This is a genomic window from Flavobacterium lacustre, assembly GCF_027474525.2.
GTDB lineage: Bacteria > Bacteroidota > Bacteroidia > Flavobacteriales > Flavobacteriaceae > Flavobacterium > Flavobacterium lacustre.
The window spans coordinates 358,995-378,571 of record NZ_CP114882.2 but is presented as its reverse complement, the minus strand read 5'-3'; the positions used below and the strand labels follow the sequence as shown (position 1 = coordinate 378,571).

Genomic DNA, 19,577 nt, shown 5'->3' with positions numbered 1-19,577 from the left:
ATAATGATACCATGATGAACGTAAGAAATTTTTTAATAGCTGTTATTACTGTCGCTGGGAGTTTTACTTCTTTTGCACAATCTAATTTGCTTAATGCTAAAACTCCAAGTCAAATTGGACTGAAAACTGCGGCGCAACTTGTTTCAGACAATGATAAACCATTGGCATATGGATATGTTCATGATAGAGATGTCTTGATGGGTAAAACAACTTGGGAAATTATTGACTTGAGTGAAAAAATTAATTTTGCATTATACTTTCCAATTGATACCGCTAATATTGGCTCAGACAGACGTTCATTATACGATGTATTGACCAAAGCTATGAGAAATGGTAAAATCACCGAAGTATATACTGACAGTTACTTTAATACCAAAAAATCATTGAAAGATATTCAAGCTTCTTTGACCCGTATTGATACAACTGATGTTGGTAGGGAGCAAATTAATGCTGGTCAATCAGTATCTGCTGAGTATATTACAAGACAAGATTTAACTGCTCAGGATGTTACACAATATAAAATCAAAGGATATTGGTATTTTGATAAACGTCAAAGTGAATTGAAATATCGTTTGCTAGGTATATGTCCTATTACTCCAGATGTTTATACAATGAATAGTGAAGAGAAGGATTATATCGAATTGTTTTGGGTATTTTTCCCTGCTGCAAGAGAGGTTTTACATGAAGCAAAAGCTTTCAATGATAAAAACTCTGCGATGCCGATTTCGTTTGATCAAATCTTAAACTCAAGACGTTTTAACAGCGTTATTTACAAAGAGGAGAATGTTTATGGAGACCGATCTATTGAGGAATACATGAAAGATAACTCTCAAAATCAATTGCTGGAATCAGAAAGAGTAAAAGAAAAAATTAGAAATTTTGAACAAGATATGTGGAATTATTAATTCAATTTACATAAAACAAAAAACTCTTACTTAATGGTAAGAGTTTTTTGTTTTATGTTACTTTGTATTGGTTTAAAAATACTTCTCTAAATGATTGATTATTTAATTGTAGGTTCAGGTTTAGCAGGCATTTCATTTTCTGAAATTGCACTAAATAATAATAAAACGATTTTGGTTCTAGATAATAATTCCCAAAATTCATCTAGGATTGCAGGAGGTTTATATAATCCGGTTATTTTAAAACGCTTTAGTGAAGTTTGGCAGGCAGAACCACAACTGGTTATTATGAATCAGTTTTATGCTGATTTACGCCAAAAAATAGCGATTGATTTTGATTTCAAGAAACCAATTTTGAGAAAATTTTATTCTGTTGAAGAGCAAAATAATTGGTTTTCAGCATCTGATAAAGTTACTTTGGCTCCTTTTTTATCGACCAATTTAATTTATAAAAAATATCAGGGAATTGATTCTCCTTTTGGTTATGGTGAAGTTTTACAAACAGGTTATGTTGACACTGCATTATTAGTAGAAAAATACAGAGAATATTTATTGGCAAATCATTCGTTCCTTGAAGAAACCTTTGATTATTGTGCCTTGAAATTTGATTCTGATGGTGTTTTATACAAAGATATTAAAGCCAAACAGATTATTTTTGCCGAAGGTTTTGGTATTCATTCCAATCCGTATTTTAATAATTTGCCTTTAGACGGGACCAAAGGTGAACTATTTACCATCAAAGCTCCAACCTTAGATTTGGATGTAATTATAAATACAAGTGTATTTATTTTGCCCATTGGAAACGATTTATATAAAGTTGGTGCAACTTACAATTGGAAAGACAAAACGGATTTGCCCACAGCAGAAGGGAAAGCGGAATTGATTGAAAGAATAAAAGAGATTATCAATTGTGATTTTGAAATCATCGAACATTTTGCAGGTGTCCGACCAACCGTTAAAGACAGAAGACCTTTAGTTGGGACACATTCAGAATATAACCGATTGCATATTCTTAATGGTTTAGGAACGCGAGGAGTTATGCTTGGTCCAGCTATGGCTAAATCATTATTTGATCAAATTGAACATCAAATTCCTTTAGATAAGGAAATTGATATTCAACGATTTCGCAATAAAACGAAAAAATAGGGTTATTTTTTGTTTGTTGAAGGGTCGTAAGAAACAAACATATTGATGTATATGTTTCTGGACCAACGCAAAACAAATGGGAATAAAATAATCAGAGAAGCTATTATTGCAGCAAAAGCTACTTTTAGACTTGAATTAAAAATAACATTAGAGATTATAAACGCAGCAATTCCAACTGCTACATTTAATCCATAACTTACATACATTGCTCCATAAAAGAACGAAGGTTCGATTTGATATTTTAAACCACAATGGCTGCATTTTTCATTCATTTTTAGAACTGAACCCAAATGAAGCGGGTTTTTATCTAAATACATACTCTCATTCTGACATTTAGGACAAGTTCCTGTTAAAATACTATTTAGTTTGGATCCTTTTTTTAACATTTGCAAAAATTTTTAACAAAGGTACATTTTTTGAAAAGTTCCTTATGTAACATTAGTCACAAAATATGCTTAATATACACAATTTATCCGTTTCGTTTGGTGGTACTTATTTGTTTGAAGAAGTTACCTTTCGATTGGGAGCTGGAGACCGAGTAGGTCTTGTTGGTAAAAACGGTGCTGGAAAATCCACCATGTTAAAAATGTTGGCAAAGGATTTTGCTCCTGATTCGGGTGTTATTTCACAAGAGAAAGATCTCCGTATGGGATTTTTGCGTCAAGATATCGATTTTGAACAAGGAAGAACTGTTCTTGAAGAAGCATACGAAGCTTTTACGGAGATTAAAATTGTTGAGAAAAAGCTTGAAGAAATTAATCACTTGTTAGTTACCCGTACCGATTATGAAAGTGATGAATACAGTCAGATTATTGAAGATTTATCTGATTACACACATCGATTTGAATTATTAGGAGGTTACAATTATGTTGGTGATACCGAAAAAATTCTTTTGGGTCTTGGTTTTAAAAGAGACGTTTTTGATAATCAAACAGAAACTTTCTCTGGAGGTTGGAGAATGCGTATTGAATTGGCCAAATTATTATTGCAAGCCAATGATGTTTTGCTATTAGATGAGCCAACGAATCACTTGGATATTGAAAGTATCATTTGGTTAGAAAGTTTCCTTCGTAATTATCCGGGAGTTGTTGTTATTGTATCGCATGATAAAATGTTTTTGGATAATGTGACAAATCGAACTATAGAAATTTCACTTGGGAAAGCCTATGATTTCAATAAACCTTATTCTCAATATTTAGAATTGCGTCATGAGATTCGCGAAAAACAATTGGCTACCCAAAAAAATCAAGCCAAGAAAATCGAAGAAACAGAGAAATTAATTGAGAAATTCCGTGCCAAAGCATCCAAAGCTTCGATGGCGCAATCTTTAATTAAGAAATTAGATAAAGTAGAACGAATTGAAGTCGATGAAGATGACAATTCAGTGATGAATATTTCTTTTCCAGTTTCAAAAGAACCGGGAAGAGTTGTGGTTGAAGCCGAAAATGTAACTAAAAGTTACGGTGATAAAACGATTTTAAAAGATATTAATTTATTGGTAGAACGTGGAAGTAAAATTGCTTTCGTTGGTCAAAACGGACAAGGGAAATCAACTTTTATTAAGGCGATTGTCAATGAATTTGAATATCAGGGAAATATAAAATTAGGTCATAATGTTCAGTTAGGCTATTTTGCACAAAACCAAGCAGAATACCTTGATGGAGAAATTACTTTGTTGCAAACGATGGAAGATGCTGCTGCAGACACAAACCGAATGAAAGTTCGCGATATGCTGGGTTCTTTTCTGTTTCGTGGCGATGATGTAGAGAAAAAGGTAAAAGTGCTTTCTGGGGGCGAAAGAAACCGTTTAGCATTATGTAAACTGTTGTTGCAACCTATCAATGTTTTGTTGATGGATGAGCCAACGAATCACTTGGATATAAAATCTAAAAATGTTTTGAAAGCTGCATTGCAAAAGTTTGGCGGAACATTACTGTTGGTTTCACACGATAGAGATTTTCTACAAGGTATGTCGAATTTAGTTTACGAGTTCAAAGACCAGAAAATAAAAGAATATTTAGGGGATATTAATTATTTCTTGGAACAACGCAATATGGAAAATATGCGTGAAGTTGAGAAAAAAGACGCTCAAAAAGCTGCCGCACCAAAGGAAAGTAACAAAGCTTCTTATGAAGATCAGAAAAAAGGGAAAGCTTTACAAAATAAATTGAGTAAAGTGGAAAGTCAAATCAAGCAATTGGAGAAAGACATTCAGCATGATGATAAAATGTTAGCTTCTAATTATGATAAACATATTGAAGACGCTTCTTTTTTTATGGCCTACAATAAAAAGAAAGCGGAGCTAGACAAACTCTTATTAGATTGGGAAATTGTTCAGGAAGAAATAGATAATTTGTAAAAAAAAAGGAGTTCCAATTTGGAGCTCTTTTTTTATGAAATTATTCCAATTGTTTTAGAATGAGCAATTGCTTCACTGCTGTGTTTGAAATAGCAGACAGCTACATTTAAGCTTTCCAGATTTTTCATGATATTTTTTACCTTCTCTTTTTGATGGCCTCGAGATTGCCGGATATAAACGGCTTTGACTGTCATTGGGAAAATTTTACAAATAGCTTCATACAAATAAGGATCATGCTGAGAATCATCTCCTAATAAAACATATTGTAAATTGGGATAAAATTCTAAAATGTGTTTTATTTTATCAAATTTATGATTGTGACTGCCGCGTCCTGTAATAAAAAAATCAGTAAGACTGGTTTTTATATCTTTTAATAATAAAACAGCTTTAGGTAATTTGTGAATGGCTGTAAATCTTTCGATAAAACGATACAAATTCCACTCGCTGCTTGACACATAAAAAAAAGCATTTTCTTCTCCAATAGTATTTCTCCCAGCAGCACTTAAAGCTTGGTAATGTGGGACTACATCTTCAAAAACTTTTCGGGAGTCCACGTTTTTAAACAATAATATATATAATTTCTTTATTGGATTTAAAGAATAAGAAACCAAAAAGGTATCATCAATATCGGAGATAATTCCAAGGTTTCCTTTCTGTGGACGAATATAACTTTCTTCAGTTACAATCGTTTTGTTTTCATGAATGATACTCACTTGGTAATCTATCCAGCCGTAACGGTCTTCATGTTCTAATAAAGGCACACAGAATTTAAAATAACCATCTTTTAGGGTTTTTGTATGGATTTTTTTCGTGCCGTATTCTAAATAAACATCCGCATTGGCATGTGTTTTAATTCGAAACATGCTGATAACTGAGCCTGCATTTTTGAAATTTTTTTTCTTGAAATCGTAATCTTTTGTTCTTGTAGGTTTAAATACATGTCCCATCACAATTAATTCTTGCTCATTTGCATATCCGCGGTATAATTTTAAAATAGGCTTCATTTATTGTGGTACTTTTGATAGAAGTTCCAAGTTAATTATTTTAATCAATAAATAAAGCAAAATTTTGAAAAAGAACGTGTTAATGGTCGTAAATCCAATATCCGGAGCTATCGATAAATCTGAATTTATTGATGCGGCCAGACGCTTTGCAACCAAACAAAAGCTGTGTTTTTTTCTGTATACAACTTCCGGAGATAATGATATTCTTAATATAAGAACACTTTATGATCTACATAAACCTGAACGGATTATCATTGCGGGGGGAGACGGAACCATAAAAATGGTTTCCGAAGCAATGGAAAAACATAATGTTATCCTTGGAATTTTGCCAGCCGGTTCTGCTAATGGTTTAGCAGCCGAACTAAATCTGATAACAACTCTTGACGAGAGTTTGTCAATTGCTTTTCATAATAATTACATAGAAATGGATATGGTTGTTATTAACGGCAAAAAAAGTATGCATTTAAGTGATTTAGGACTCAATGCAGCACTCATTAAAAATTACGAAAAAAGTGATATTCGTGGTATGTGGGGTTATGCTTTGCAGGCCATTACGACCTTAATAGATTTAGATGATCCATTTACAGCAACAATTTGTGCCAATAATCAAACTTGGGTTTGCGATGCCAGAATGGTTGTTATTGCTAATGCTAAGAAATATGGGACAGGCGTAGTCATCAATCCGGATGGAGTTATAAATGATGGTAAGTTTGAATTGGTAATTTTAAAAAATCTTGATTTAGTAGTTTTCGTCAAAATTATCACCGGAAATTTACCTTTGAATTCAGATGATATCGAGATTATATCTACCGATAAAGCAACTATTACGACCAGTTTACCGGTAAGCTTTCAAATTGACGGTGAATATTGTGGCGAACAAACGCAACTTGATATTCAAATTTTACCTAAACAGATGAAAATTGCTGTTCCATAACCATTTTATTTGAATGGATTGCGTTCTTTCCAATCTACTTCCGGTTCTAAGTATTCGAATAATTTTGCAATATTTTTGTTGATAAGAGGATTGCTATGTTCCATTAACCCATACATTTTTTGTGGTTTTGCACCTACAGAACTTTTTATTTCTAATGCAGTTCTTGCAAAAATAATTTCTTCAAAACCTTTATTGATAGAATATTCAATCATATCATAAAGCATATTGAGATACAACATTTTCTCTCGCTGAATGGTGTCGTCGTAACCCAAAAAATAGGTATCCATTGTTTTTCCGTTTTTGATTAAAGTATTGAAGCCAATGAGCTTTTCGTCAATAAAATAGCCGTAAAACAAGAACTTGTCTTTCAGTAGTTCTTTGAAAATTCTAAAATGATTTTTCGCTAGGAAAAAGGTATTGAAAGGCGCATTTTTTGCTACATGGTGATAGAGCTCATAAATCGTGTCTTCATAAGCAATGATGTCTTCAAGATGCATTTTCCGTTTAAGGATTCCATCCGCTTTTTTGCGGGCGCGTTTGTATTGATCTCTGTATTTTTTGATTAACGCATTACTATAATCCTGTTCGGTTTTCCAATTTTCAGGAATATCAAAATGCATATTCGGTTGTGTAGAAAATTTAAAAATTCCATTAAAATCCGGAATTGAAAATTTTTTGATTTCTGTCTCCAAAAAGTCTTTGTATGTAGTAATATGAACTTTTTTCCCTTTCGAATTATAATCCTTTTTCAAAGTTTCACAAGCCAGTTTCAAAGTTTTCAAAGCTTGAGCAGAATCTATATTATCTAGAAATGAAAACGCATTTTGACCAGTAAGCATATTGTTTCCAATGACTAAAACATGGGAAGAAAATTTTTTGAACAGAAAATTTCTCACGCTTGTTTTTATACATTTATCGCGTTCTCCAAAAGATTCTAATTTATTTAAATCTAAAAATTGGGAAAGCGAAATTCCAACGAGTTCTTGATTTTGAAAAATCCCGATGTAATGACAAATCATGTTTTGCGGAGCTGACAAATCTAGCACTTTAAGATATTCTCGGGATAAGAAAATGTTGTTAATGGCCAATTCATTCCATTTTTCCGGAAGTTTGTCTGTATTACTGTATATTTTAAAAGAAAAAGAAGTGTTCAATCTAAAGGATGATTTTATTAGAAGCCAAATTTAGCCAATAAAGTTAAAGTATTATAGATATGTGTTTATTTATCTAACTTTATAGAAAAAGCTAAATTATGAAAACATATACAGAGGATACGGCGACTGTTTTTTTGCAAAAGCTAAAAGGATGGGAATATAAAGTAAATGGAATTGAAAAGAAATTTCAATTCAAAGATTTCAAGCAGGCTTTAGGATTTATTGTTCAGGTAGGAGTTCAAGCCGAAAAGTTGAATCATCATCCTGAATTATTCAATGTCTATAATAAAGTAAACATCAGGCTTTCTACGCACGATGCAGGTGGTTTGACAGACAAAGATTTTGAATTGGCCCAAAAAATTGAGGAAATAGTATAAAGCCCGTTTCATAATAATGAAATGAAACGAGCTTTTTTTATTATACCCATCCACAAATAATGCATCCCATAATGGTTAAGGTAACTATCCAATAACCGGCATGTATAAAAATATATTTCCAAGATTTTCTTTCAAACAATCCATTAATTGCGATTACTGGGAATGCAAAAAACAGCCCAGTGATAAACCCGTGCAATGCACCATGTTTATAGGTTCTAAATGCTGTTCCATAATCATTCATGAAAGCGGTAAATGAAGGTAAAGCTTCATTTATTTTGGTTGAACCTCCAATCATTCCTAAAGCGCCACTTTGATGCACACTCAATGACATTACCATAAAAGTGATCATAACTGAAAAGACATATGTTAGACCAAAAATCTTGAGCATATTTCCTTTAGCTAATTCCTCGGGAGTGAGTCCCGTTTCTTTCATCCAGACAGTTCCGAAAACTTTTGGGTGATACCATACAAATCCTATCAATAATGTTGATACGGCTGAGACTAAAAGTGCAATCCAATTCATTTCCATATTTGGGAGTTTAAAGTTACTATTTCAAATATAATAAATTATTTAATCGCTTTTATTTTGTTTTTAATAAGTAAGAAATTTATATATATTATATTGTAATTAGTGTATTTTGTCGATTAAATTAGTATTTTAAACGATTTTTTTATAATTTTATACCATTAGAAATCAACTCATTTAATAGCTTATGAAAGCGATAACTACTTTTTTATTAGTTTTTTTATTTTCTTTTTCAACATTTGCTAATGTTTCCTTTTTGGAGCGTGATGCTTTAGTGAAATTATACCATGCAACTAATGGAGCTAATTGGACAAATAAATGGAATCTTTCTGCACCAATAAATACTTGGTATGGTGTGCAGTTGTATGATGATAAAGTGATAGCTATACATTTGTCAGACAATAATTTGACAGGATCTTTGCCTAATGAAATTACTGATTTGGTTTTTTTGCAAACATTAGATTTACACAAAAATAAAATTAACGGATATATTCCTCAGTCTATTGGAAAACTGAAATCATTAGAAACAATAGACATTTCTTTTAATAAATTATCCGGCGAAATTCCATCTTCTTTATGTGAGATTCCAAATTTGAAAGAAGTAGAACTTTACATGAATAGTCTCAATGGAGAATTGCCGGTTGATCTAGGAAATCTAACACAATTAGAGACGTTATCTTTATATAATAATGAAATTGAAGGGCAAATTCCAAGTTCATTATATGGTTTAACATCATTGAAAACATTGCTTTTGAGCAGTAATAAGATTAATGGTGAGTTGAGTAGAGAGGTTACAAATTTTAAACTCCTAGAAAATTTAAGCCTTTTTGATAATGCTATGAATGGCCAGGTTCCATTAGAGTTGGAAAACTTGAGCAATCTTAAAGAAATGAATATTTCGTATAATAAATTCACGGGTTTAGTTACAAGAAATTTGGCTGCCAAAGACACTTTAAATATGACTATGCTCAATAATCAGGGTGCAGTTGTCTTGTTAGATATTATTTCTGAGAACAAAAATAGTATTGTTTCAGAAGATTAAATTTGCGCTATAAAGTTCAAATTATTTTATAAAATTAAGATTCGTAATAATTAGTTAGTAGTTAATAATCAATTTAGTTTTAAAACCTGTAAAGTAATTTGCAGGTTTTTTTTTGAAATATATTTAAAGTTAAATAGGGTTTACAGATTATGAGGTACAAATCTGAATAAAATAAAAACAAAGGATATAAAAGCAAACAAATTATATATGTCATTTTGGATGCTGCTTTTGAACCTCGAAAGTATTTGAATCAAAAATGATACTCTAGTTAATATAATGATATAAATTATTTTTTAACTTTATTCCATTTATAGATAGCGTATATTAATTAGGCAAATATTAAAAATATTAATATCATGAAAAAAGGTTTTTTATCAATATTTTAAAGGCTTTTAGAGATTGATTTAAATCTGTATACTATACTAAATTAGATAGATATAATTTCCTAATTTAAAAACCGCAATAATAACTTTACTATATTTGACCCGATTAGTGGCTTAAAATTAAAAATGGTTCTCAAAATGAAGAAAAAACCGGTTTCGATTAGAAATATTGCAGACGAATTAAAGGTATCTGTAACTACAGTATCTTTTGTTTTAAATGGTAAGGCAAAAGAAAAACATATTTCGAAAGAAATGACAAAAAAGGTTTTGGATTATGCAAAATTAATAAATTACAGACCTAATCAAATTGCGCAAAGCCTTCGAACTGGGAAATCAAAAATTTTGGTTTTTATGGTTGAAGATATTTCAAATAATTTCTTTTCAAAAATAGCTCGAATCTTTGAAGATATCGCTTATGATTTAGGATATAAAGTCATTTTTTGCAGCAATGAAAATGATGATGAAAAATCGAATGAGTTAATCAGTGTCTTTAAATTTAGACAAGTAGATGGTTTTGTTATTGTACCATCACCAGGTATAAAGAACACAATTGAGAATTTAATAAAAGACAACATACCTGTTGTTTTATTAGACAGGTTTTTTGAGGGATTAGATTGTGGTAGTGTCGTCATAGATAACGAAAAAGCCTCTTTTGATGCAACATTACATTTGATTCATAATCAATTTAAAAATATTGGATTTATTACTATTGCTCCAGATCATACTCAGATGCAAGGTCGTCTTTCTGGATATGTAAAGGCAGTAAGTGAAAATGGCTTAAAACCTATCACACTTGAAATTCCTTATGATGAAGTTTATAAAGGAAAAGGTAAAGAATATATCAAGAGGTTTTTAGATAAAGAGACAGGTTTAGACGCAGTATTTTTTACAACCAACTATTTGGCACAAATAGGACTGGAAGTTTTTAAAGAAAATAAACCGTCCTTAATAAACGATCTTGGAATTGTCTCTTTTGATGATAATGATATGTATAAAATTTACAGCCCTACTATTACATCTGTTTCACAGCCTTTAGAAGAGATAAGCAATTCATTAATGGAAGTATTATTACCTCTTTTGAAGAAAAAGGATGTGATGACTGAGGAGGCCCATAAAATAATGCTAAAAACAGAACTTATTATTCGTGAATCGTCATTAAGAAAAATGAGATAATTTAAAGTTACTATCTTAATTTTTTTGTTACTTTATATTAATTTGATTATCAATGTTTAAATTGATTATCAGATTAGTTTTTTTATTCCAATTTGATAACAGTTGCAGGTTTTTTTATATGATTTGTACTGTTTTTTAGTTGGGTTGTATCTAAAATAATGTTCAAAATCAACTAATTTTTATTTAATATGAGGTTTATATTTAGTAAAAAAACTTTTTGTTTTACTAAAACGTTTTAGTATGTTTGCTTTGGATTATTAATATTTTGATTTTGAACGATTATAATTTACTGTAACCATTTAACTTGAAAATGGCAAAACTATAGCTGTTAAGGCAGTAGCAAATAATAATCAAAATTGATATATAAAAAGAGGAAATTTAAAGGGAAAAATCTATTTGAAAACTGGCTCAGCCATCCTGAATTAATGAAAGGACTCAGTTGAATTTAATATGTCATTGACACCAAATAACATAAGAGGAATAAACAAAGAAGATTTTCTTATTCATTAACTAATGATTAGACAAATAATATACAATTTAAAAACACAACAATAATGCAAAGAAGAAAATTTATCCAGAATACTGCTTTATTTAGCAGTTTAGCGTTTATCGATCCTATGGAAATAATTGCAGGTACCAAGCTAGAGGCAATCAAAGATTTCCCAATTGTACGTGTTGCAAAAAGCAAAAGAAATTTCGAAAGCGAATTTATTGAGAAAACAATCATCGAGTTTCAAAAAAATGTAAAAGATAAAGAATTGGGATGGTTGTTTAACAACTGTTTTCCAAATACTCTGGATACGACGGTAACGTATTCTCAAAAAAATGGCAGACCTGATACTTACGTAATTACGGGTGATATTGATGCGATGTGGTTGAGAGACAGTTCTGCTCAAGTATGGCCTTATATGGCTTTTGCTGGAAAAGATTTAAAATTAAAAAATTTAATCGCAGGGGTAATCAACAGACAAACAGAGTACATACTGAAAGATCCTTATGCTAATGCATTTTATAACGATCCAAACAAAAAAGGGGAGTGGACAACAGATCATACCGATATGAAACCAGGTGTTCACGAGCGCAAATACGAAATAGATTCGCTTTGTTATCCTATTCGCTTGGCATATAACTATTGGAAAAATACAGGCGATGTAGCTCCATTTGATGACAATTGGGTAAAGGCTATTAAAACAACACTTCAAGTTTTTAGGGATCAACAGCAAAAAAACTGTACCAATCCGTACACCTTTCAAAGAACTACACAATTTGCTACTGATACCAGACCTTTAAAAGGGGCGGGTTATCCAGTAAAACCAGTTGGATTAGTGTGTTCTGCCTTTAGACCAAGCGATGATGCGACTGTTTTTTCATTCCTGATTCCTTCCAATTTCTTTATTGTTGTCAGTTTAAAACAAGCAGCTGAAATGCTCGAAACTATTAAAAAAGATTCAGCAACAGCAAAAGAATTAAAAGCTTTAGCAGCAGAAGTGGATAAAGCTATCAAAGAACATGGAATTGTAAATCATCCTAAATACGGTCCTATTTTCGCTTTTGAAGTGGATGGTTTTGGAGGGCATTTGCTTATGGATGATTCCAATGTGCCAAGTTTATTGAGTTTGCCTTATTTAGATGCCATTGATATTAATGATTCTATTTATCAAAACACCAGAAAATTTGTTCTTTCAGAAGACAATCCGTTTTTCTTTAAAGGAAAAGTGGCAGAGGGAATTGGAGGACCACACGTGGGTATGGATATGATTTGGCCAATGTCTTTGGTTATGAGAGCCTACACGACTTCAGATCAAAATGAAATTAAAGAATGCATTAAAATGCTGAAAGCTTCACACGGAGAGACTGGTTTTATGCACGAATCCTTTCATAAAGATGATCCTAAGAATTTTACAAGATCTTGGTTTGCATGGACTAATACCTTGTTTGGAGAATTATTATGGGATACTTATAAAAGATATCCAAAAGTACTTGAACTATAATTATTTAATCAGTTTTGATTTTTTATAAAATGACAATGCTAAAAAAAAATATCGTTCTTACAGTCCTTTCTATGTCGTTTTTTATGTTTCAGATGGCTGCACAAAAATCAGGTGGAGGTCTGGCTAAAGGTAAATATACAGCTTTGGTAAATCCATTTATTGGAACAGCACCGCTTTTAGACACCAAAATAATAGGTTATACACCACCTGCTGATATGCGAGTTTGGGCAGGTTTGGTTTTCCCGGGTTCATCTGTTCCGAATGCAATGGTACAGTTAAGCCCAATGACTAAATACAGATCCGGTGCAGGTTATGAGTATGAAGATACCTCTATTTTAGGTTTTACACACACTAATAAAGGACATTGGAATCTTTGTCATATTCCGCTTTTACCAGTTTCGGAAGAGGCATCTTTTCCCTATAAATCTTCCTTTAGTCACGACCAAGAAAAAGCAAGTCCTGCCTATTACGAAGTTTATTTGAAAGATTACGAAGTACAAGTTAAATTGACTTCAACGCTGCGCTGTGGCATCCATGAATATACTTTTAAAAATAACAAAGGCAGAAAAGTACTTTTTGATCTAGGTAAGGCAAACAACCGTGTAGATGATTGGCAAATAAAGCAAGAAAATGTAACTGCAGTAAGTGGTTTTCAGCGAACAGGTGGAGAAAAAATATATTTTTATGCCACCTTGAGTAGCCCAATCGAAAAGTTAGATACTAAGGATCTAGCCAAAAGCAACGGCTATTCTCTCGTTCATATCAAAGATGGCGATACAAAACCCGTAACCGTTAAGATTGCTTTATCATTTGTTAGTGTAGAAAATGCTGCTGAAAATTTAAAAGTAGAAGTTGGAAATAAAAACTTTTCCACCATATTTGAAAATGGCAGTAACGAATGGGAAAGTTTACTTTCTAAAATTCAAGTTAAGGGAGGAAATGAACAGCAAAATGTAATGTTTTACAGCATGTTATACCGTTCCTTTTTATGGCCTGCTTTACGAAGCGATGCCAACGGACAATTTATTGACGAAGCCGGAAAAGTTCGAAAAGAAACTTACGACTATTACACATTGCCATCTTTATGGGATGATTACCGTAATAAATTGGTTTTGCTCAGTATTTTTTCTCCAGATGTTACCGCTGATATCATTAGTTCCATGATTAACGAAGGAGAAATTAAAGGTTTTATGCCAACATTTTTTCATGGCGATCATGCCGCATCCTTTATTGCAGGTTCTTACATGAGAGGAATCAGAAATTATGATGTTAAAAAAGCCTATGAATTATTACTCAACAATGCTTACAAAGAAGGCGGTATCAGACCTCACATTGCTAAATATATTGAAAAAGGATATGTTCCTGAGCAGGATATTATAAATCCAAATGTAGAAACGAAAGCCAATGCAGGAGTTACTAAAACTCTGGAATACGCTTATGATGATTATGCCCTTTCGTTACTAGCCAAAGAATTGAAGGATACAGAACATTATAATGATTTGTTCAAACGAGCAAAAAACTATGCGAATGTTTTTGACAAATCAAGCACTTTTATGAGAGGAAGATTAGCTGATGGCACTTACATCACGCCGTTTAATCCAGAGTTTCCTTATTATGAATATATGTATAGAGAAGCAAATGCATGGAATGTCTCTTTTTACGTGCCACATGATATGAAAGGATTGGTTCAATTATTCGGTGGAGCGAAACCTTTTGAAGCAAAATTAGATGAATTGTTTACCAAACCTTGGAATCCAAATTACATCGCATGGAATATATCAGGTTTTATAGGTCAGTATTGCCACGGTAATCAACCTGCGCACGAAGCACCTTTTTCGTATTATTTTATAAATAAACCTGAAAAATCTCAAGCTAGAATTGATGAGATATTAGAAACGATGTACGGCATTGGTCCAGAAAAACTGGCTATGAGCGGTATGGATGATGCCGGTGAAATGTCGTCTTGGTATGTGTTTGGTGCGTTGGGACTTTACCCGCTATCGCCTGCCGACCCTGAATATATTGTAACTGTTCCTATTTTTAAAGAAGTGGTTTGGACAACGCCAGAAGGCAAGAAAGTAACAATGAAAAATTCAAATGGAAAGAGAAATCTTAAAGCTATTAAAGTAAACGGCTCCAAGATTGACGGTTATTTTATTCCTCACGGTTTGTTTAAAAATGGTGGTGAAATAGAAGTTGTCACGAAATAATGAAATTACATCAACAAAAATAACGCCCCATGGAAAGGGGCGTTATTCATATAAAACGAATTTATATGAAAAATAATTAAATTACTTACTGAATTATTTCTACTGTTTGGATAGTAAATTGACTATGCACAAAAGAAAAATTTTGAAATTGAATCGCGAATAATGAAATACAAATATTGGTTAATTTAAGTGGTTATAAAACCTAATATTTTGCTTAAATTTTAAATAGTTTGAGATTCGTATAATTATTTGCTGTTGAATTTTAAAGTTAGCTACTCAGTTGAATTTTTGGCTTTTGACGAAGGTTTTGCATGCCGATTTATTATCGTTAAAAAAGGGAACACCCAAAATAGAGGTAGAGGATATTTCTTTTCAATCAAGTTCTATTGGATTGAGGTCTTACTGCTTGGAAATAGTAATTTTTGAAAAGGTAGCGGTTAAGTTATAAATTACTGCTAAGTGTTTTTCTTTAAATAAATTAAGACTGTGTCGTTTTTTAAAACCTTTTTTTATCGAATTATAAAAAAATAAAAATTAGTATTGGAAATACTAAAACGTTTTAGTATGTTTGCTTTGCTATTTTAAAATATAAATAATTTCGAGCTATTTCAAAATATTTTATAATTAATTTTAGAACTCTTTTTTTGTAAGGTAAAAAAAGTTCTAAATTTTAAGCAAACCAGTTACTAAATGTATATGAAAAAAATCTTTATTAATTCAATCGCCTTTTTATTTGCCTTTAATTGTGCAACAGCCCAGGAAGGCATTATTGACAATGTTCATAACCCAATTGATTGGGTAAATCCTTTAATTGGGTCAGACTCTGATAGTAATCTTTCAAACGGAAATACTTATCCGGCCATCGCAATGCCATGGGCAATGAATTTCTGGACACCTCAAACTGGTAAAATGGGTGATGGTTGGGCATATACTTACAGCGCAAAAAAAATAAAAGGTTTCAAACAGACACATCAACCATCTCCTTGGATGAATGATTACGGACAGTTTTCTATCATGCCTGTTACTGGAAAACTAAGGTTTAAAGAAGATGAAAGAGAAAGTTGGTTTTCACATAAATCTGAAATTGTAACACCATATTATTACAGTGTTTACCTTGCAGATCATGATGTAACAACAGAAATTGCGCCAACAGAAAGAGCAGCAAGATTTAGATTTACTTTTCCTGAAACAAATGACGCGTATGTGGTAATTGATGCTTTTGATAAAGGTTCTTACGTGAAGATAATTCCAAATGAAAACAAAATCATTGGTTATACAACTAGAAATAGTGGAGGAGTTCCACAAAACTTCAAAAATTATTTTGTTATTGTTTTTGATAAAGATTTTACTGTTACGAAAACTTTTGATGGAGCTAATTTGAAAGAAGTTTTAGAAACTCAAGGAAACCATGCTGGTGCTGTGATTGGATTTAAAACTTCAAAAGGAGAGAAAGTAAATGCAAAAGTTGCTTCGTCATTTATCAGTTATGAGCAAGCTGAAAGAAACCTTAATGAAATAGGGAGAGATAATTTTGACGAGATTATGGCAAAAGGAAAAAATGTTTGGAATACTGAATTAAGTAGAATAAAAGTGGGCGGCGGAACAGCAGACCAGATTGGTACTTTCTATTCTAGTTTGTATCGCTCACTTCTTTTTCCTAGAAAATTTTATGAATTTGATGCTAAAGGAAAAGCAGTTCACTACAGTCCTTACAATGGTAAAGTTTTACCTGGATATATGTTTACAGATACTGGTTTCTGGGACACATTTAGAGCTTTGTATCCTTTCTTAAATTTAATGTATCCTGAATTAAACAAGGAAATGCAAGATGGATTGACAAATGCCTACAACGAAAGCGGATGGTTACCTGAGTGGGCAAGTCCAGGTTTGAGAGATATTATGGTTGGAAATAATTCGGCATCAATTGTTGCTGAAGCGTACTTAAAAAGTGAAGATAAAAAGAGTCCAAACATCGAAAACTTATACAAAGCTTTGATTCACGGAGCAAATAACGAAGGACCATTAAGAGCTGTTGGTCGTCTTGGAGTTGATTATTATAATAAAATAGGCTATGTTCCTTATGATGCTGGAATCAACGAAAATGCTGCTAGAACACTTGAATATGCTTATGATGATTTTGCGATTTATAAATTAGGAGTAGCCTTAAACAAACCAAAATCAGAAACTGACATTTACAAAAAACGTAGTTTAAATTACAAAAATCTTTTTGATCCTCAGAATAATTTAATGAGAGGAAAGAATAAAGATGGAAAGTTTCAGGAGCCTTTTAGTCCTTTTAAATGGGGAGATGCGTTTACAGAGGGAAATAGCTGGCATTACTCATGGTCTGTTTTTCATGACATGCAAGGTTTAATCAATTTAATGGGAGGAAAAGAAAATTTTGTAGGTCAGTTAGATAAAGTGTTTTCTTTGGCGCCAGTTTTTGACGAGAGTTATTATGGAGGTGTGATTCACGAAATTAGAGAAATGCAAATTGCAAACATGGGTCAATATGCACACGGAAATCAGCCAATTCAGCATATGACTTATCTTTATAATTATGCTGGAGAACCTTGGAAAACTCAGTATTGGGTTAGAGAAACGATGAACAGAATGTATCACGCTACTCCTGACGGATATTGTGGAGACGAGGATAACGGACAAACTTCGGCTTGGTATGTTTTCTCTGCGATTGGTTTTTATCCTGTTACACCAGCAAGTGATCAGTATGTTATAGGAACTCCATTGTTTAAGAATGTTACAATAAAATTACAAAACGGAAAAGAAATTTCGATTAATGCGCCTAAAAATAACGCTGAAAATAAATACATTAAAAGTATGAAATTCAATGGAAAAGTGAATACCAATAACTGGTTAAGCCATTCAGAATTATTAAAAGGAGCTACAATTGATTTTGAAATGAGTAATACAGCGAATAAAAATCGAGGAACAGTCACAAAAGATTTTCCATATTCACTTTCAAACGAAAAATAAAAACAATCATATTTTTTCTTCAAATCATTTGCTTGAGTTATGAATCTCATTAAAATGTTTAAACAAATGATTTAAACTTTTTTTAAATCATTTGTTTAGTCTTAGCAAAAAAAATCATGGTGAAAAAGATCTATTTTATTTCTGGCCATCTGTTTAGTTGCTGTTACCCTGTCATTTGGACAAAAATGCGGTCAGATATGTAAAAATTATTTTGCAGGATATCACGGTTTAAGACTAGAAGGTAATTCATACCCTGCCTTAATCAAAAAGATTTGGTTGAATCTAACTAGAGGTTACATTTTTAAGATCATCAAAGGGGGAATTCTAAAAAAAAAAAACAGGTATGATTGCTGGAGAAAGGTTCAAAAAGACGATAAAATAAATTCCCTGATTTTATTGTCTTTGACCATACAAAGAAAACAGCTGCGAAGGAGGTATTTCCTATTGTTGTGATTACTCTAAAATAATGTGCTACCTTTTATGTGTATTACTAATAAAAACAATAACTCAAATATCTTCTTTTTTTATCTTTCGAATTCAAGTGAATATGTAAAACTATCTGCTTTGTAGTAGCCTTCATTCCATTCCAGAGGTCTGTTTCCTGGGTCGTAAACAAATCGTTTGCGTTTTAATAAAGGATCTCCTTTTTTCAGTTTTAGTTTATCGGCTAAATCTTGCGGAGCACTAATAGCACTTATTTCTTCTTTAGATAATTTAGCTATCGAATTGTAATCGTTTTCAAGTATTTCATATAAAGGACGCGAAAAATCTTCTTCTCCTGTTAATCCTATTCTTGGATTGAAATAGGAAATAAAAACAACAAAAGGGTACTTATCACTCCCTCTTAATCGTTCCAACCGGATAAGTTTAGTGTTTGGTTGAATATCAAAATAAATACAAAGTTTTTCGTCAGGATGAACCCAGCTTATCTTGAGCTCATAATCTTTTGCACTTATTCCCATTGCTTTCATTTCTTGTGAAAAGCTGAGCCAGTTAGATGCTCTAGAAGTGATTCCTAATTTTTGTACATACGTGCCAACTCCTTTTTTACGCACTAGCAAACCCTCGTAAACAAGCTTGTTGATAGATTGTCGTAAGGTGTTTCTGGATATTCCTAGTTGTTTTGAAAGGTCCATTTCATTTGGTAATTTCTCTCCATTTTGAAAATTTTCATTTTTTATTGCTTCTCTTAGTTGCTCTTCTATCTGGAAATGTAAAGGGATGTGGCTTTTATGGTCTAAGATAATTTTCATTAAGTAAGTATTCTTTACGATTTAATAAGTTGAATGTATATAATTTACAACTGATTAGTCTGTTTGTATTGTTATCAATGCAAAGCTAATTTTTTTTCTAATAATTCGTGAATTTATTTTGTAAAGTTA

The 19,577-nt window shown here is 32.0% G+C and carries 15 protein-coding genes; 10 read left to right on the top strand and 5 right to left on the bottom strand.

Features of this window, described 5'->3' with window-relative positions:
* Positions 1-14 precede the first annotated feature (14 nt).
* Positions 15-905, top strand: a complete 891-nt coding sequence (gene porN, locus O6P34_RS01830) for a type IX secretion system ring subunit PorN/GldN (RefSeq protein WP_269686714.1) — start codon at positions 15-17, stop codon at positions 903-905.
* A 90-nt stretch (positions 906-995) separates the two neighbouring features.
* Positions 996-2,048, top strand: a complete 1,053-nt coding sequence (locus O6P34_RS01825; protein WP_269685630.1) for an NAD(P)/FAD-dependent oxidoreductase — start codon at positions 996-998, stop codon at positions 2,046-2,048.
* Positions 2,049-2,050: 2 nt separating this feature from the next.
* Here the strand turns inward: O6P34_RS01825 and O6P34_RS01820 are convergent, their stop codons facing one another.
* Positions 2,051-2,434 (bottom strand): DUF983 domain-containing protein, encoded by a 384-nt coding sequence (locus O6P34_RS01820; protein ID WP_269685629.1) that lies wholly within the window; start codon positions 2,432-2,434, stop codon positions 2,051-2,053.
* Between the two features lie 65 nt (positions 2,435-2,499).
* On the opposite strand from O6P34_RS01820, the gene O6P34_RS01815 reads away from it, so the two are divergent.
* On the top strand, positions 2,500-4,407 hold the full coding sequence (locus O6P34_RS01815; protein WP_269685628.1) for an ABC transporter ATP-binding protein: 1,908 nt from the start codon (positions 2,500-2,502) through the stop codon (positions 4,405-4,407).
* Positions 4,408-4,439: 32 nt separating this feature from the next.
* On the opposite strand, the gene O6P34_RS01810 is transcribed toward O6P34_RS01815, so the two are convergent.
* Positions 4,440-5,411 carry an App1 family protein phosphatidate phosphatase gene (locus tag O6P34_RS01810; RefSeq protein ID WP_269685627.1) on the bottom strand — a complete coding sequence of 324 codons (972 nt, stop codon included), beginning with the start codon at positions 5,409-5,411 and terminating at the stop codon, positions 4,440-4,442.
* 64 nt (positions 5,412-5,475) lie between these two features.
* Here O6P34_RS01810 and O6P34_RS01805 point away from each other — a divergent pair, with 64 nt between their 5' ends.
* Positions 5,476-6,345: a diacylglycerol/lipid kinase family protein gene (locus O6P34_RS01805; protein WP_269685626.1), complete on the top strand. Its 870-nt coding sequence runs from the start codon at positions 5,476-5,478 to the stop codon at positions 6,343-6,345.
* Positions 6,346-6,350: 5 nt separating this feature from the next.
* Here O6P34_RS01805 and O6P34_RS01800 read toward each other — a convergent pair whose 3' ends face one another.
* Positions 6,351-7,499 (bottom strand): GNAT family N-acetyltransferase, encoded by a 1,149-nt coding sequence (locus O6P34_RS01800; protein ID WP_269685625.1) that lies wholly within the window; start codon positions 7,497-7,499, stop codon positions 6,351-6,353.
* A 98-nt stretch (positions 7,500-7,597) separates the two neighbouring features.
* Here O6P34_RS01800 and O6P34_RS01795 point away from each other — a divergent pair, with 98 nt between their 5' ends.
* Entirely contained in the window at positions 7,598-7,876 is a 279-nt protein-coding gene (locus tag O6P34_RS01795) for a 4a-hydroxytetrahydrobiopterin dehydratase (RefSeq protein WP_269685624.1), read from the top strand.
* Between the two features lie 40 nt (positions 7,877-7,916).
* Here O6P34_RS01795 and O6P34_RS01790 read toward each other — a convergent pair whose 3' ends face one another.
* A complete protein-coding gene (locus tag O6P34_RS01790) occupies positions 7,917-8,405 on the bottom strand; it encodes a DUF1761 domain-containing protein (RefSeq protein ID WP_269685623.1) in 489 nt (162 codons plus the stop codon).
* Between the two features lie 184 nt (positions 8,406-8,589).
* Between O6P34_RS01790 and O6P34_RS01785 the strand changes: the two genes are divergently transcribed.
* From O6P34_RS01785 to O6P34_RS01765, 5 genes are all read left to right on the top strand, one after another.
* Positions 8,590-9,444: a leucine-rich repeat domain-containing protein gene (locus O6P34_RS01785; protein WP_269685622.1), complete on the top strand. Its 855-nt coding sequence runs from the start codon at positions 8,590-8,592 to the stop codon at positions 9,442-9,444.
* Positions 9,445-9,965: 521 nt separating this feature from the next.
* Positions 9,966-11,000: a LacI family DNA-binding transcriptional regulator gene (locus tag O6P34_RS01780; RefSeq protein ID WP_269685621.1), complete on the top strand. Its 1,035-nt coding sequence runs from the start codon at positions 9,966-9,968 to the stop codon at positions 10,998-11,000.
* Positions 11,001-11,554: 554 nt separating this feature from the next.
* Positions 11,555-12,991 (top strand): glycoside hydrolase family 125 protein, encoded by a 1,437-nt coding sequence (locus O6P34_RS01775; RefSeq protein WP_269685620.1) that lies wholly within the window; start codon positions 11,555-11,557, stop codon positions 12,989-12,991.
* Positions 12,992-13,026: 35 nt separating this feature from the next.
* On the top strand, positions 13,027-15,201 hold the full coding sequence (locus O6P34_RS01770; RefSeq protein ID WP_269685619.1) for a GH92 family glycosyl hydrolase: 2,175 nt from the start codon (positions 13,027-13,029) through the stop codon (positions 15,199-15,201).
* 696 nt (positions 15,202-15,897) lie between these two features.
* Positions 15,898-18,195, top strand: a complete 2,298-nt coding sequence (locus O6P34_RS01765; protein ID WP_269685618.1) for a GH92 family glycosyl hydrolase — start codon at positions 15,898-15,900, stop codon at positions 18,193-18,195.
* Between the two features lie 524 nt (positions 18,196-18,719).
* On the opposite strand, the gene O6P34_RS01760 is transcribed toward O6P34_RS01765, so the two are convergent.
* A complete protein-coding gene (locus O6P34_RS01760; RefSeq protein WP_269685617.1) occupies positions 18,720-19,448 on the bottom strand; it encodes a GntR family transcriptional regulator in 729 nt (242 codons plus the stop codon).
* Between the last annotated feature and the right edge of the window lie 129 nt (positions 19,449-19,577).

Coding starts and splice junctions, on each gene's coding strand:
- porN (WP_269686714.1), top strand. CDS start 15: ATGAACGTAAGAAATTTTTTAATAGCTGTTATTACTGTCGCTGGGAGT.
- O6P34_RS01825 (WP_269685630.1), top strand. CDS start 996: ATGATTGATTATTTAATTGTAGGTTCAGGTTTAGCAGGCATTTCATTT.
- O6P34_RS01820 (WP_269685629.1), bottom strand. CDS start 2,434: ATGTTAAAAAAAGGATCCAAACTAAATAGTATTTTAACAGGAACTTGT.
- O6P34_RS01815 (WP_269685628.1), top strand. CDS start 2,500: ATGCTTAATATACACAATTTATCCGTTTCGTTTGGTGGTACTTATTTG.
- O6P34_RS01810 (WP_269685627.1), bottom strand. CDS start 5,411: ATGAAGCCTATTTTAAAATTATACCGCGGATATGCAAATGAGCAAGAA.
- O6P34_RS01795 (WP_269685624.1), top strand. CDS start 7,598: ATGAAAACATATACAGAGGATACGGCGACTGTTTTTTTGCAAAAGCTA.
- O6P34_RS01790 (WP_269685623.1), bottom strand. CDS start 8,405: ATGGAAATGAATTGGATTGCACTTTTAGTCTCAGCCGTATCAACATTA.
- O6P34_RS01785 (WP_269685622.1), top strand. CDS start 8,590: ATGAAAGCGATAACTACTTTTTTATTAGTTTTTTTATTTTCTTTTTCA.
- O6P34_RS01780 (WP_269685621.1), top strand. CDS start 9,966: ATGAAGAAAAAACCGGTTTCGATTAGAAATATTGCAGACGAATTAAAG.
- O6P34_RS01775 (WP_269685620.1), top strand. CDS start 11,555: ATGCAAAGAAGAAAATTTATCCAGAATACTGCTTTATTTAGCAGTTTA.
- O6P34_RS01770 (WP_269685619.1), top strand. CDS start 13,027: ATGCTAAAAAAAAATATCGTTCTTACAGTCCTTTCTATGTCGTTTTTT.
- O6P34_RS01765 (WP_269685618.1), top strand. CDS start 15,898: ATGAAAAAAATCTTTATTAATTCAATCGCCTTTTTATTTGCCTTTAAT.
- O6P34_RS01760 (WP_269685617.1), bottom strand. CDS start 19,448: ATGAAAATTATCTTAGACCATAAAAGCCACATCCCTTTACATTTCCAG.